This is a genomic window from Streptomyces sp. NPDC088707 (assembly GCF_044752725.1).
Lineage (GTDB): Bacteria > Actinomycetota > Actinomycetes > Streptomycetales > Streptomycetaceae > Streptomyces.
The window spans coordinates 102,776-115,515 of record NZ_JBIVLV010000014.1 but is presented as its reverse complement, the minus strand read 5'-3'; the positions used below and the strand labels follow the sequence as shown (position 1 = coordinate 115,515).

At 71.4% G+C, this 12,740-nt stretch carries 12 protein-coding genes; 1 reads left to right on the top strand and 11 read right to left on the bottom strand.

The annotated features are described in order from the left end of the window. Positions 1 to 4: 4 nt before the first annotated feature. From rlmN to rpsB, 7 genes are all read right to left on the bottom strand, one after another. Positions 5 to 1,111 carry a 23S rRNA (adenine(2503)-C(2))-methyltransferase RlmN gene (rlmN, locus tag ACIP84_RS33660; protein ID WP_073912946.1) on the bottom strand — a complete coding sequence of 369 codons (1,107 nt, stop codon included), beginning with the start codon at positions 1,109 to 1,111 and terminating at the stop codon, positions 5 to 7. A 47-nt stretch (positions 1,112 to 1,158) separates the two neighbouring features. Continuing rightward, on the bottom strand, positions 1,159 to 2,775 hold the full coding sequence (locus tag ACIP84_RS33655) for an MFS transporter (RefSeq protein ID WP_401803139.1): 1,617 nt from the start codon (positions 2,773 to 2,775) through the stop codon (positions 1,159 to 1,161). A gap of 155 nt (positions 2,776 to 2,930) precedes the next feature. After that, positions 2,931 to 4,034, bottom strand: coding sequence for a phosphatidate cytidylyltransferase (locus ACIP84_RS33650; RefSeq protein ID WP_401803136.1), 1,104 nt, complete (start codon positions 4,032 to 4,034; stop codon positions 2,931 to 2,933). Then, positions 4,034 to 4,591 (bottom strand): ribosome recycling factor, encoded by a 558-nt coding sequence (frr, locus tag ACIP84_RS33645; RefSeq protein WP_030322321.1) that lies wholly within the window; start codon positions 4,589 to 4,591, stop codon positions 4,034 to 4,036. Before frr ends, ACIP84_RS33650 begins: the two co-directional genes overlap by 1 nt. 94 nt (positions 4,592 to 4,685) lie before the next feature. Further along, positions 4,686 to 5,450, bottom strand: a complete 765-nt coding sequence (gene pyrH / locus ACIP84_RS33640) for a UMP kinase (protein WP_355960519.1) — start codon at positions 5,448 to 5,450, stop codon at positions 4,686 to 4,688. A 163-nt stretch (positions 5,451 to 5,613) separates the two neighbouring features. Then, positions 5,614 to 6,450, bottom strand: coding sequence for a translation elongation factor Ts (tsf, locus tag ACIP84_RS33635; protein ID WP_148006367.1), 837 nt, complete (start codon positions 6,448 to 6,450; stop codon positions 5,614 to 5,616). A gap of 102 nt (positions 6,451 to 6,552) precedes the next feature. Further along, a complete protein-coding gene (gene rpsB, locus ACIP84_RS33630; RefSeq protein ID WP_355960517.1) occupies positions 6,553 to 7,488 on the bottom strand; it encodes a 30S ribosomal protein S2 in 936 nt (311 codons plus the stop codon). A gap of 255 nt (positions 7,489 to 7,743) precedes the next feature. Here rpsB and ACIP84_RS33625 point away from each other — a divergent pair, with 255 nt between their 5' ends. Further along, complete coding sequence (locus ACIP84_RS33625; RefSeq protein WP_355960515.1) at positions 7,744 to 8,211, top strand: M23 family metallopeptidase; 468 nt, start codon at positions 7,744 to 7,746, stop codon at positions 8,209 to 8,211. On the opposite strand, the gene ACIP84_RS33620 is transcribed toward ACIP84_RS33625, so the two are convergent. From ACIP84_RS33620 to ACIP84_RS33605, 4 genes are all read right to left on the bottom strand, one after another. Continuing rightward, positions 8,192 to 8,740, bottom strand: a complete 549-nt coding sequence (locus ACIP84_RS33620) for a helix-turn-helix domain-containing protein (RefSeq protein ID WP_355960636.1) — start codon at positions 8,738 to 8,740, stop codon at positions 8,192 to 8,194. The genes ACIP84_RS33625 and ACIP84_RS33620 overlap by 20 nt on opposite strands. Positions 8,741 to 8,812: 72 nt before the next feature. Next, positions 8,813 to 9,649 (bottom strand): RNA polymerase sigma factor WhiG, encoded by an 837-nt coding sequence (gene whiG, locus ACIP84_RS33615; RefSeq protein ID WP_187623028.1) that lies wholly within the window; start codon positions 9,647 to 9,649, stop codon positions 8,813 to 8,815. A 239-nt stretch (positions 9,650 to 9,888) separates the two neighbouring features. Further along, positions 9,889 to 11,121 (bottom strand): DNA-processing protein DprA, encoded by a 1,233-nt coding sequence (dprA, locus tag ACIP84_RS33610; RefSeq protein ID WP_401803131.1) that lies wholly within the window; start codon positions 11,119 to 11,121, stop codon positions 9,889 to 9,891. Further along, a complete protein-coding gene (locus tag ACIP84_RS33605; RefSeq protein WP_355960512.1) occupies positions 11,118 to 12,740 on the bottom strand; it encodes a YifB family Mg chelatase-like AAA ATPase in 1,623 nt (540 codons plus the stop codon). The genes dprA and ACIP84_RS33605 overlap by 4 nt, the downstream gene beginning before the upstream one ends.

Below are 12,740 nucleotides of genomic sequence, written 5' to 3'. Positions count from 1 at the left end.
AAGGTCAGCGCTCGGCGGCCGCCAGCTGTCCACAGGCACCGTCGATCTCCTGGCCGCGGGTGTCCCGCACGGTCACCGGCACGCCGTGGCGGGCGATGGCCTCGACGAAGGCCTTCTCGTCCTCCGGACGCGACGCCGTCCACTTCGAACCCGGCGTCGGGTTCAGCGGGATCAGGTTGACGTGCACCCGACGCCCCTTGAGCAGCCGGCCCAGCAGGTCACCGCGCCACGCCTGGTCGTTGATGTCCCGGATGAGCGCGTACTCGATGGAGATCCGGCGGCCGGACTTCTCCGCGTACTCCCAGGCGGCGTCCAGGACCTCACGCACCTTCCAGCGCGTGTTGACCGGCACCAGGGTGTCCCGGAGCTCGTCGTCCGGGGCGTGCAGCGAGACCGCGAGCCGGCACTTGAAGCCCTCGTCGGCGAACCGCAGCATCGCGGGCACGAGCCCGACGGTGGAGACGGTGATCCCGCGCTGCGAGAGCCCGAGGCCGTCCGGCTCGGGGTCGGTGAGGCGCCGGACGGCACCGACGACCCGCTTGTAGTTCGCGAGCGGCTCGCCCATGCCCATGAACACGATGTTGGAGAGCCGCGCCGGTCCCCCGGGCACCTCCCCGTCCCGCAGCGACCGCATGCCGTCCACGATCTGGTGCACGATCTCGGCGGTCGACAGGTTCCGGTCGAGCCCGGCCTGCCCCGTCGCGCAGAACGGGCAGTTCATCCCGCAGCCGGCCTGCGAGGAGATGCACATGGTCACCCGGTCCGGGTAGCGCATGAGCACCGACTCGACGAGCGTGCCGTCGTGCAGCCGCCACAGGGTCTTGCGGGTGGTGTCGTCGTCGCACGAGATGTGCCGCACCACGGACATCAGATCGGGAAGCAGCTCCCCGGCCAGCTTCTCCCGCGAGGCGGCCGGAATGTCCGTCCACTCGGCGGGATCGTGCGCGTACCGCGCGAAGTAGTGGGTGGACAGCTGCTTGGCGCGGAACGGCTTCTCGCCGATCGCGGCGACGGCCTCCTTCCGCTCGGCAGGCGTGAGGTCGGCCAGGTGCCGCGGCGGCTTCTTGGCTCCGCGGGGGGCGACGAAAGTGAGTTCTCCGGGCTTGGGCATGGTGGTACCAGTGTCGCAGACGCGCGCCCGTGGCCCGGTTCGCCGTTTCAGGGGGTGGGGGCCCGGGGCTGGGTCCGGGGGATGCGGTGGGTGAAGAAGAGCGCGACGACGGACGCGCCGGCCAGGATCGCGAGGGCTGCCTTCAGGCCGTCCAGCCGGGCGGCCTCGTTCGCCTCCAGGGCGGCCTCGGACACCGCCTCGCTGGTGCCCGCCTCGTCGAGGGCGGTCGTCAGCTGGGCGTCCGAGAGGAACGGGACGCCGCTCTGGAGCTCGACGACCGCCTGGCTCTTCACCTCGGCCGGGATGGCCGGGTTCCGCTCCACGGCACCCAGGAACGACGAGGTGAGCGCGGCGATCATCAGGGAGCCCGCGAGCGCCGTGCCCATCGAGGAGCCGAGGTTGGTGACGGCGTTCTGGATGCCTCCGACCTCCGCGCTCTGCCGGTCCGGGACCGCGGAGACCGTGACCGATCCGAGCTGGGAGGCCAGGGCCCCCATCCCGAACCCGATGAGCAGCAGCGGGACGGTGACGATCTCCGCTCCGGCGTCCGCGTCCAGTGCGGCCATCAGGGCGACCGCACCGGCGAGGAGCGCCAGCACCCCGATCCGCACCACCCGCCGGGGCGAGACGTCCGGGAGGAAGCGCGGGATGAGGACCGCGGCGGCGAGCAGCGTCAGCGAGAGCGGCAGGATCCGGGCGCCGGTCTGCAGCGCGGACAGACCGAGGGCCACGGACAGGTAGAGCGGGACGACGAAGAAGACGCCCATCTGCACGAGGTACTGGAAGAAGAACATCGTCAGACCGCCGGTGAGCTGCTTGTTCCGCAGCATGGCCGGGTCGACGAGCGGTTCCCGGCCGCGCTCGACGAGCCGGGCCTCCCAGCGGAGGAACAGGTACACCAGGAGGAGACCCGCCAGCATCAGCCACACGGTCAGCGACACCCCGAGCCATGCGGGTGCGTCCGCCTTCGGCTGGACCCAGCCCCATTCGTCCGAACGCAGGACGCCGTAGACGAAGATCCCCAGCCCGGCGGCGGACAGGACGGCGCCGACGAGGTCGATGCGCGGGTGTGACTCGTCGCCGGCGTCGGCGATGCGGCGGGCGAACACCAGGATGACGAGCACGACCAGGACCTCGCCGGCGAACACCCAGCGCCAGGAGAAGTAGGTCGTGGCGATGCCGCCGATGAGCGGTCCGAGCCCGATGGCCACGGCACCCGCCGCTGCCACGATGCCGTACGCCGCGGCCCGGCCCTCGGTGGGGAAGTTGCCGGCCACGAGTGCCACGATCGACGGCAGGATGAGCGCCGCCCCGATGCCTTCGAGGAACGACCAGCCGAACAGCAGCACGGGAAGGTTCGGCGCGAGCGCCGTGGTCAGCGAGCCGCAGCCGTAGATCACGCAGCCGATCATGAACGCGCGCCGGCGTCCGATCAGCACCCCGACCTTGCCTCCGGGGATCATGAACATCGCCATCACCAGCGTGTACGCGGTGATGGCGCCCTGGATGCCGGTCACGGTCGTGCCCACGTCGTCGGCCACGGTCGCGATCGCCACGTTCATGACGGAGCTGTCGAGGGCCATCAGGAACTGGCCCGCCGCGAGCGTCAGCAGGACGAGCCGCGCCCCCGCGGGTGCGCCGCCGGCGCGTGCCTGGGATGCCATGACCGCATTCTCCCCATAGGCGACGGTTTCGGCTCGGTGGCCGCGGCCACCTGCCGTGCCCTCCGTGGCCGCCTCCACGCGCCGCCCCATGCGTCAGGGCCCGTCCCCCCGGAGGGGGACGGGCCCTGACGGCACACACGCGCGGATCAGACGGGTCAGGTCGAGCCGACGAAGATCACGAACAGCAACCACACGACCGGAGCCGTCGGCAGCAGCGAGTCCAGCCGGTCCATGATCCCGCCATGCCCGGGAAGCAAGGTGCCCATGTCCTTGATGCCCAGGTCGCGCTTGATCATCGACTCGCCGAGGTCGCCGAGCGTCGCGCTCGTCGCCACCGCGAGACCCAGCAGCAGACCCTGCCACCAGATGCCGTCGTCGATCATGAACTGCATGCACAGCGCACCCGCCGCCATCGCGAAGGTCACCGCCCCGAGCAGACCCTCGCGGGTCTTTCCGGGACTGATCCTCGGTGCCAGCTTGTGCCTGCCGAAGCGCCAGCCGATCGCGTACGCACCCGTGTCGCTGACCACCGTCAGCACCAGGAACGTCAGCACCCGCTCCGGACCGTCGTCGGCGGTGAGCATCAACGCCACGAACGTCGCCAGGAACGGCACGTAGAACGCCGCGAACACACCCGCCGTGACGTCCTTCAGATAGCCCTCGGGAGGCTCCGTCATCCGCCAGATGAGTACCGCGAGCGCCGTGAGCGCCATCGCCACCCAGGCGCCCTCGGGCCCCCGGACGTACCCGGCGACGACCATCGCCGCACCGCCGACCGCGAGCGGCACCAGCGGAGCCTTGATCCCCTTGCGCTCCTGGAGGCGGGAGGTCAGCTCCCAGAGCCCGACCACCACGGCGACCGCTATCACGCCGACGAACGCCGGAGCCCAGACGTACAGCGAGGCGATGATGACGGCCCCGAGACCGACCCCGACCCCTATGGCCGCGCCCAGATTGCGCCCCGCGCTCTTCTTCTGCCGTGGCGCCGGCGGCGCGGGCGGCGGAGGCGGGGTGGGGCTGGGCATGGGCTCCTGCGGGTGCTCGTGCGGCGTCTCGTCACGGAACAGGGGACCGCTCGGGTGAGCGGCCCCCCGGCCGTGACCGTCCTGGAATCCGCCGGCGGGAACGTCGGGCACGATGGGCATGGGCCGAGTCTGCGCCGCCTGCTGCCGATCGTATGCGGGACCCGCCGGGACGGGCCCCTGGTCGGGTCCCCCACGGCCGGAACCGGCCGGGGCCCCCCAGGAAGAGTCGTTCATCAGACCTCGAGCAGCTCGGCTTCCTTGTGCTTGAGCAGCTCGTCCACCTGCGAGACGTACTTCGCGGTGGTGTCGTCGAGCTCCTTCTCGGCGCGGCGGCCCTCGTCCTCGCCGACCTCGCCGTCCTTGACGAGCTTGTCGATGGTCTCCTTGGCCTTGCGGCGGACCGAGCGGATCGAGATCTTCGAGTCCTCGGCCTTGCCCTTGGCGACCTTGATGTACTCCCGGCGGCGCTCCTCCGTCAGCTCGGGGAACACCACCCGGATGATGTTGCCGTCGTTGCTCGGGTTGACGCCGAGGTCCGAGTCCCGGATCGCCTGCTCGATGTTGCGCAGCGCGCTCTTGTCGAACGGGGTCACCACGGCCATCCGCGGCTCCGGGACGGAGAAGGACGCCAGCTGGTTGATGGGGGTGATGGCACCGTAGTAGTCCGCCACGATCTTGTTGAACATCGCCGGGTGCGCACGGCCGGTGCGGATCGCGGCGAAGTCCTCCTTGGCGACCACGACGGCCTTCTCCATCTTCTCCTCGGCCTCGAGGAGGGTCTCTTCGATCACCACATGCTCCTGCGTGTCGTCGCGTTGTGTCCTGCACGGTGTACGACCGGCAGGGCTCTGTCCATCCCCTTGCGGGGCGGTTCCCCGGTTCGGGTCAGGCCCGGGTGCCCTGGTCGCTCACGAGCGTGCCGATCTTCTCACCCTTCACCGCGCGAGCGATATTGCCCTCGGTGAGCAGTTCGAAGACGAGGATCGGGAGGTTGTTGTCCCGGCACAGGGTGATGGCGGTGGCGTCGGCGACCTTGAGGTCGCGGGAGAGCACCTCGCCGTACTCCAGTGCGTCGAACTTGACCGCGTCGGGATTGGCCTTCGGGTCGGAGTCGTAGACGCCGTCCACGCCGTTCTTGCCCATGAGGAGCGCCTCGGCGTCGATCTCCAGGGCGCGCTGGGCCGCGGTGGTGTCCGTGGAGAAGTACGGCATGCCCATGCCCGCACCGAAGATGACCACACGGCCCTTCTCCAGGTGGCGCACGGCGCGCAGCGGGATGTACGGCTCGGCGACCTGGCCCATCGTGATGGCGGTCTGGACGCGGGAGTCGATGCCCTCCTTCTCCAGGAAGTCCTGGAGGGCGAGGCAGTTCATCACGGTGCCGAGCATGCCCATGTAGTCGGAGCGGGCCCGGTCCATGCCGCGCTGCTGGAGCTCGGCGCCGCGGAAGAAGTTGCCGCCGCCGATCACCACCGCGATCTCCGCGCCGTCGCGGACGACGGCCGCGATCTCACGTGCGATGGCGTGCACGACGTTGGGGTCGACGCCCAGGCCCGTACCGCCGGAGAAGGCTTCTCCGGACAGCTTCAGCATGTAGCGGCCGGCCTTGTTGCCGTTGTTGTCGTCGCCCTGTACGGCGCCCTGGTTCATGGAGATCTCCTCGTGCACATACGAAGGAGGCCATTGCCTTGGGTCCTCGCGGTTTCCCGTACGGCAATGGCCTCCTCGTCAGATCTGCGGTCGTCCTGCGCGTGCGCGGACGACTGCCTCAGACCCTACCGGGGTCCGGTGTCCGTCGCGTTCGCGTACGGACTCAGATGCCGACCTTGATGCGGGTGAAGCGCTTCAGGGTGACACCGGCTTCGTCCAGGATCTGCTGGACGGACTTCTTGTTGTCAAGGGCGTACGGCTGACCGAGCAGCGTCGCGTCCTTGAAGAAGCCGTTCACGCGACCCTCGACGATCTTCGGGAGCGCGGCCTCGGGCTTGCCCTCGGCGCGGGTGGTCTCCTCGGCGACGCGACGCTCGGTCTCGACGACCTCGGCCGGAACGTCCTCACGGGTGAGGTACTTCGGCGCGAAGGCGGCGATGTGCTGCGCGACACCCTTGGCGACGGCGGCGTCGGCCTTGTCGAACTCGACGAGGACACCGATCTGCGGCGGGAGGTCCGGCATCGTGCGGTGCATGTACGCGAAGACGAAGCCGTCGGCGTACTGCGCGAAGCGGTCCAGGACGATCTTCTCGCCGAGGTTGGCGTTGGCCTCGTCGACGAACGCCTGCACGGTCTTGCCAGCCTCGATCTCGGAGGCGAGCAGCGCCTCCAGGTCGGCCGGGGCCGTGGCGGCGACGTGCGCGGCCAGCTGGTTGGCGACGGCCTGGAACTTGTCACCCTTGGCGACGAAGTCCGTCTCGCACTTCAGCTCGACGAGGACGCCGGAGGTGTTGTCGTCGGCGATGAGGGAGACCACGGCGCCGTTCTCGGCGGAGCGGCCCTCGCGCTTGGCGACACCCTTCTGGCCCTTGATGCGCAGGGCCTCGACGGCCTTGTCGACGTTGCCGTCGGCCTCGTCGAGGGCCTTCTTGCAGTCCATCATGCCGGCGCCGGTGAGCTCGCGGAGCTTCTTGACGTCAGCGGCGGTGTAGTTCGCCATGAGTCTGTTTCTCTCTCGAAGTCTGAAAGATCGGGCGGGTCCACGGGTGGACGGCGGGGGCTTCGTGGGCCCCCGCCGTCGTCACCCGAAGGTCCTGAAGGGTCAGGCCTGCTCGGCGTCCGCGGCCGGAGCCTCGGCGGCGTCCGCGGCCGGGGCCTCGGCGGCAACCTCGGCCGGGGCGTCGGCGGCCTCGGCGTCGGCGGCCTTCTCGGTCTCGGCGGAGGTCTGGACCTCGGCAGCCTCGTCGGAGTCCGCCTTCTTCTCGCCCTCGAGCAGGTCGCGCTCCCACTCGGCGAGGGGCTCGCCGGCGGCCTTCTCGCCCGGCTTCGAGTCGCCGGTCGCGGCGCCGGAGCGGGCGATGAGGCCCTCGGCGACGGCGTCGGCGATCACGCGGGTGAGCAGGGTGACGGAGCGGATCGCGTCGTCGTTGCCCGGGATCTTGTAGTCGACCTCGTCGGGGTCGCAGTTGGTGTCGAGGATCGCGACGACCGGGATCTTCAGCTTGCGAGCCTCGCCGACGGCGATGTGCTCCTTCTTGGTGTCCACGATCCAGACGGCGCTGGGAACCTTGGACATCTCACGGATACCACCGAGGGTCTTCTCCAGCTTGGCCTTCTCGCGGGAGAGGACCAGGAGCTCCTTCTTGGTGAGGCCGGAGGCGGCCACGTCCTCGAAGTCGATCTGCTCGAGCTCCTTGAGGCGCTGCAGACGCTTGTAGACGGTGGAGAAGTTGGTGAGCATGCCACCGAGCCAACGCTGGTTGACGTACGGCATGCCGACACGCGTCGCCTGCTCGGCGATGGCCTCCTGGGCCTGCTTCTTCGTACCGACGAACATGATGGAGCCGCCGTGGGCGACGGTCTCCTTGACGAACTCGTAGGCGCGGTCGATGTACGACAGCGACTGGAGCAGGTCGATGATGTAGATGCCGTTGCGCTCGGTGAAGATGAAGCGCTTCATCTTCGGGTTCCAGCGACGGGTCTGGTGACCGAAGTGGACGCCGCTCTCCAGCAGCTCCCGCATCGTGACGACGGCCATGGCCGTATCTCCTTGAGTTTCTCGGTTATGTTCCTGACGCCCCGACGCGCCATGCCCGCGAGGGACCGAAAGGCGCTGCCACGGCCGGTGAGGGTAGTGGCGGGGCGTGCGAAGTCGACCCGGTGACCCGGGTCGCCATAGGAAGTGTACGGGACCCCGGGAGCAGCGGGTGACGGCGCTGTCCACAACCGGCGGGCAGTCCACAGAAACCGCCCGCCACCCCTGCGAACCGGACGGGCGGGGGAGCGTTCTCCCATGCACCTCACGGCACTCACGGCACTCACCCTGACCCTCGGCCTCCTATGGCCGGTGGGACCGCCGCTCCCGGAGATCCTCCGCGGCTGGCAGCCTCCACCGGGGCCGTACGCGGCCGGCCATCGCGGCGTCGACCTGGCCGCCCCGCCGGGCACCGCGGTCGTGGCCCCGGTCGCCGGCACGGTCACCTTCGCGGGGCCGGTCGGCGGGCGCGGGGTCCTCACGCTGACCCTGCCGCACTCGGGCACTCCCCCGCTGCGGACGACCTTCACCCCGGTGACTCCGCTGGTGAGGACCGGCACGCGGGTCGCGGCCGGCACCCCGATCGCCCGGGTCGCCCCCGGCACGCACTGTCCGGAGGCCTGTCTGCACTGGGGCCTCCTCAGAGGCGACCGGTACCTGAACCCGCTGCTGCTGACCCCGCGCTCCCCGTCCCGCCTGCTGCCGGTCAGGCCTGGGTGCCGTTGACCCCGTGGAGGGCCATCGTGACCGCCGCCTCGGCGACCTCTTCGGGGTTCTCGGCCGCGCCGAGCTCGATGCGGCGGACCGCGGCGTCGACGACACCCTGGAGGAGCATGGCGCCCAGGCGGGGCTGGGGCTGCCCCAGGGCTGCGAGGGCTTCGACGATCATGGCGACGAGTCCGCCATGGGCCGCGCGGATCTTCTCGCGGGCGCCGTCGTCGAGCTCGCTCGCCGAGATGGCGACGACCGCGCGGTGCCGGCGGTCGCCGACGAGCTCCAGCTGCTTGCGGACATAGGCCTCGACCTTGCCCTGCGGGGTGTCCGCGCCGTCCATGGCGACCTCGACCTCCGCCGCCCAGACGGGGAAGTCGACGGCGCACAGCTCTTCGACGACGGCCGCGCGCGATCGGAAGTACTCGTACACCGAGGAACGGGCGAGGCCCGTGCGCTCGGCGAGTGCGGGGAAGGTCAGCGCCTCCGTACCGCCCTCGGACAGCAGGGCACGCGCGGCGTCCAGGAGGGCGCCACGCTGCATCGTCCGGTGCTCGGCCACCGAGGCCGCTCGAATCCTGGGCACGGCTCCACTGTACGACCGGCTCGCGCCGGGTCAGCGTCCGACGTCGGCCAGCTTGGCCCGGAGCTGGAGGACGGACTTGGTGTGGATCTGGCTGACGCGGCTCTCGGTGACGCCGAGGACGTGGCCGATCTCGGCGAGCGTGAGGCCCTCGTAGTAGTAGAGCGTGACGACGGTCTTCTCCCGCTCGGGGAGCGTGTTGATGGCGCGGGCGAGCAGCCGGCGCAGCTCACGGTCCTCGGCGACCTCGACGGGGTTGTCGGCGGCGGTGTCCTCGAGGGTGTCCATCAGGGAGAGCCGGTCGCCGCCCTCGCCGCCGACGTGCAGCAGCTCTTCGAGGGCGACCACGTTCGCCAGGGACAACTGGCTGAAAACCGCGTGCAGTTCCTCCAGCGTGACGTCCATCTCCGCGGCGACCTCGGTCTCGGAGGGGGTGCGCCGGAGCTGGGCTTCGAGGGTGGCGTACGCGCGCTCGACGTTGCGGGCCTTCTGGCGGACGGAGCGCGGGATCCAGTCGAGGGCGCGGAGTTCGTCGATCATGGCGCCGCGGATACGGGTGATGGCGTACGTCTCGAACTTGATGGCGCGCTCGACGTCGAACTTCTCGATGGCGTCGATGAGGCCGAAGACGCCGGAGGAGACGAAGTCGGCCTGTTCCACGTTGGACGGCAGCCCGACGCTGACGCGTCCCGCGACGTACTTGACGAGGGGCGAGTAGTGCAGGATCAGCTGTTCCCGCAGCCGCTCGTCTCCCGTGTCCTTGTACGACCGCCACAGTTCGTCGAGGGAGGTCGGTGCGGGTGGTCGCACGGCGCCCCGGGCTGCTGGGGGCACCGCAGCGCGGTCAGACCCGGAGGTGTGCTGGGGCATGCGTTGCCTTGAGCCGTTCTGCTGTCGGGTAGGTCGGTGCGGGTGTCCTGGACGGAATTCTGGTGAGCGTAGCGTGAGTGCGCGGTCGCGGTGCGCGAACATCGGCGGATCGCGCCGCTCCGGGTGGACGCCGTCGGCCACATCTTCGAAACCGGGCCGTGGCGCGTGTCGGCCCCTCGGGTGCGGCCGAGAGAACTCGATTGTTCATCGCCTTCACCCTTTCACCCGAATGCTCCAGGTCAAGTACCGCCTCGCCGCGCGTTCGACGCGGGAGTTGTCGTGTTCGTCAACTGCCAGCCCTCTCCGTGTCGTTCGACGAAGCCGAGGGAGTGGAGTTCGTACAGCTTGGCGAGGGTGTCGTCGGGGGTGGTTCCGGCGCGACGGGCGACGACGGTGGCGGGGGTGGGGCCGCGGGCCGGGATCGCTTCGAGGATGTGCGCCGTGGCCGGGGCGAGAAGGTCGCGCGGGAGGACGGGTCCTCGGCGCGCCGGGGCGAGCTGGCCCATGTCGCCGACGAGTTCGACGATCTCGTCGGCGTCGGTGACGAGGGCGGCGTCGCCGCGGAGGAGTTCATGGATGCCGGCGGAGAGTGCGCTGGTCACGGGGCCGGGGACACCCATGGTGTGGCGCCCGAGGCGGGCGGCGGCGCGGGCGGTGACGAGCGAGCCGCTGCGATGCTGGGCCTCGATGACGACGGTGCCCCGGGTGAGGGCGGCGATGACCCGGTTGCGGAGGATGAAGCGGCTCGGGGTGGGGTGGCTCTCGGGTGGCAACTCTCCTACGACGAGGCCTTGTTCGGCGATGCGGCCGATGAGTTGGGCGTGGCCGCGGGGGTAGGGGGTGTCGACGCCGCAGGCGAGGACGGCGACGGTGGCTCCGCCCGCGGCGAGGGCGCCGCGGTGGGCGGCGCCGTCGATGCCGTAGGCGCCTCCGGAGACGACGACCCAGCCCTGGCGGGCGAGGCCGGTGGCGAGGTCGGCGGCGGTATGGGCGCCGTACGGGGTGCAGGCGCGGGCGCCGACGAGGGCGACGGAGCGGAGGGCCCAGGTGCGCAGGTCGGCGGGGCCCCGCACCCAGAGGCCGAGGGGGCGGGCGTCCGCGAGGTCGTCGAGTTGGCGGGGCCATTCGGTGTCGCCGGGGACGACGAGGCGTCCGCCGAGGTCGTGGATGGTGGCGAGGTCGCGGGCGGGGTCGGCGTCGGCGGCGCGGAGTCGCCAGGAGGCGACGCGTTTCGCTCCGGTGCCGGGGAAGGCGTCGGCGTCACCGCCTCCCCCGGGAGCGTGGACCGCGGGCTTGGCTTCGAGGAGCCGGCTGAGGAAGCCGATGGCTCCGTAGCGGCGCAGCCAGCGGCCGGCGTGCTCGTCGCCGGGTTCGACGGCGCGGCTGAGCGTGGCCCGTGCCAGCCGCTCGTCCATGGAGGCCGAACCGGAGGTGCCCGGGCGGGGGTCGGGGGTGGGGCCGGGGGTGGTCATGCCCGGTCCCCCGCTCCGACGGGCACACCGCGGGCGATGCCGGTGCGCAGTTCGAGGGCGAGGGCGATGTCCTCGCTGTCGGGGCGGTCGTGTCCGGCGAGGTCGGCGACGGTCCAGGCGACGCGGAGGACCCGGTCGAGACCGCGGGCGGTGAGGAGTCCGCGTTCGATGTCGCGTTCGGCGGTGGCGAGGGCTCCGGGGGCGGCGAGGTAGCGGGTGCGGAGTTCGTGCCCGGGAATCTCGCTGTTGACGCTCCAGGGCGTGTCGGCGAGGCGGGCGGCGGCGCGGTCGCGGGCTTCGCGGACGCGTTCGGCGACCGCCTCGGTGGTCTCGCCGCGCCCTCCTTGGCCGAGCAGGTCGGAGCGGGTCACCGGTTCGACCTCGACGCGGAGGTCGACTCGGTCGAGGAGGGGCCCGGAGAGACGTGCCTGGTAGCGGCGGACGAGCGAGGCGGGGCACTCGCAGCCGGCGCCGTGCAGGGTGTGGCGTCCGCAGGGACAGGGGTTGGCGGCGAGGGCGAGGAGGAAGCGGGCGGGCAGACGGACGACTCCGGCGGCGCGGGCGATCACGACGTGCCCGGATTCGAGGGGTTGGCGGAGGGCGTCCAGGGCCTTCCCCGAGAACTCCGGGGCCTCGTCCAGAAAGAGGATGCCCCGGTGGGCGAGGGAGACGGCGCCGGGCCTGGGGAGTCCGTTCCCGCCGCCGACGAGGGACTGCATGGTGGCGGAGTGGTGGGGCGCGCAGTAGGGGGCGCGCCGGACGAGGGGTTCGCCGGGCGGGAGGATGCCGGCGACGGAGTGGACGGCGGTGACCTCGAGGGATTCCTGCCGGGTGAGGGGCGGGAGGATGCCGGGGAGGCGCTCGGCCAGCATGGTCTTCCCGGCCCCGGGCGGCCCGGACAGCAGGAGGTGGTGGCTGCCCGCGGCGGCGACTTCGAGGGCGCGGCGGGCCCGGTGCTGGCCTGCGACGTCGGCGAGGTCGGGGCCTTCCGAGGGGTCGGTGGGGTCGGCGGCGAGCCCGGTGCCGAGGCCGGCGCCGGGGACGAGGAGTCCGGCGAGCATGGCGTCGGGCCGGCCCGCCTCGGTGGGTTCCTCCTCGGGGACGGGTTCGTCGGTGAGGACGGCGATGAGCTGGCGGAGGCTGCGGACGCCGAGGACGGACACTCCGGGGACGAGGGAGGCCTCGCCGGCGGTCTGTTCGGGGACGACGACCTGGCGGTATCCGGCGTCGGCGGCGGCGAGGACGGCGGGGAGGATGCCGCGGACGGGCCGGACGCGTCCGTCGAGGCCGAGTTCGCCGATGAGGACGAGGTCGGCGATGGCCCGCGGGTCGATGCGCTCGGCGGCGCCCAGTACGGCCGCCGCCACGGCGAGATCGAATCCTGATCCGCCCTTGGGTACGGACGCGGGGCTGAGTCCGACGGTGAGTTTCTTCTGGGGCCATTCGGCGCCGGAGTTGACGACGGCGGCGCGGACCCGGTCACGGCTCTCGGTGAGGCTCTTGTCGGGGAGGCCCACGAGGGTGAAGGCGGCCACGCCGGGTTCGAGGTCGGCCTGGACCTCGACGACGACGCCTTCGACACCCACGAGGGCGACGGAGCAGGTGCGGGCGAATCCCAT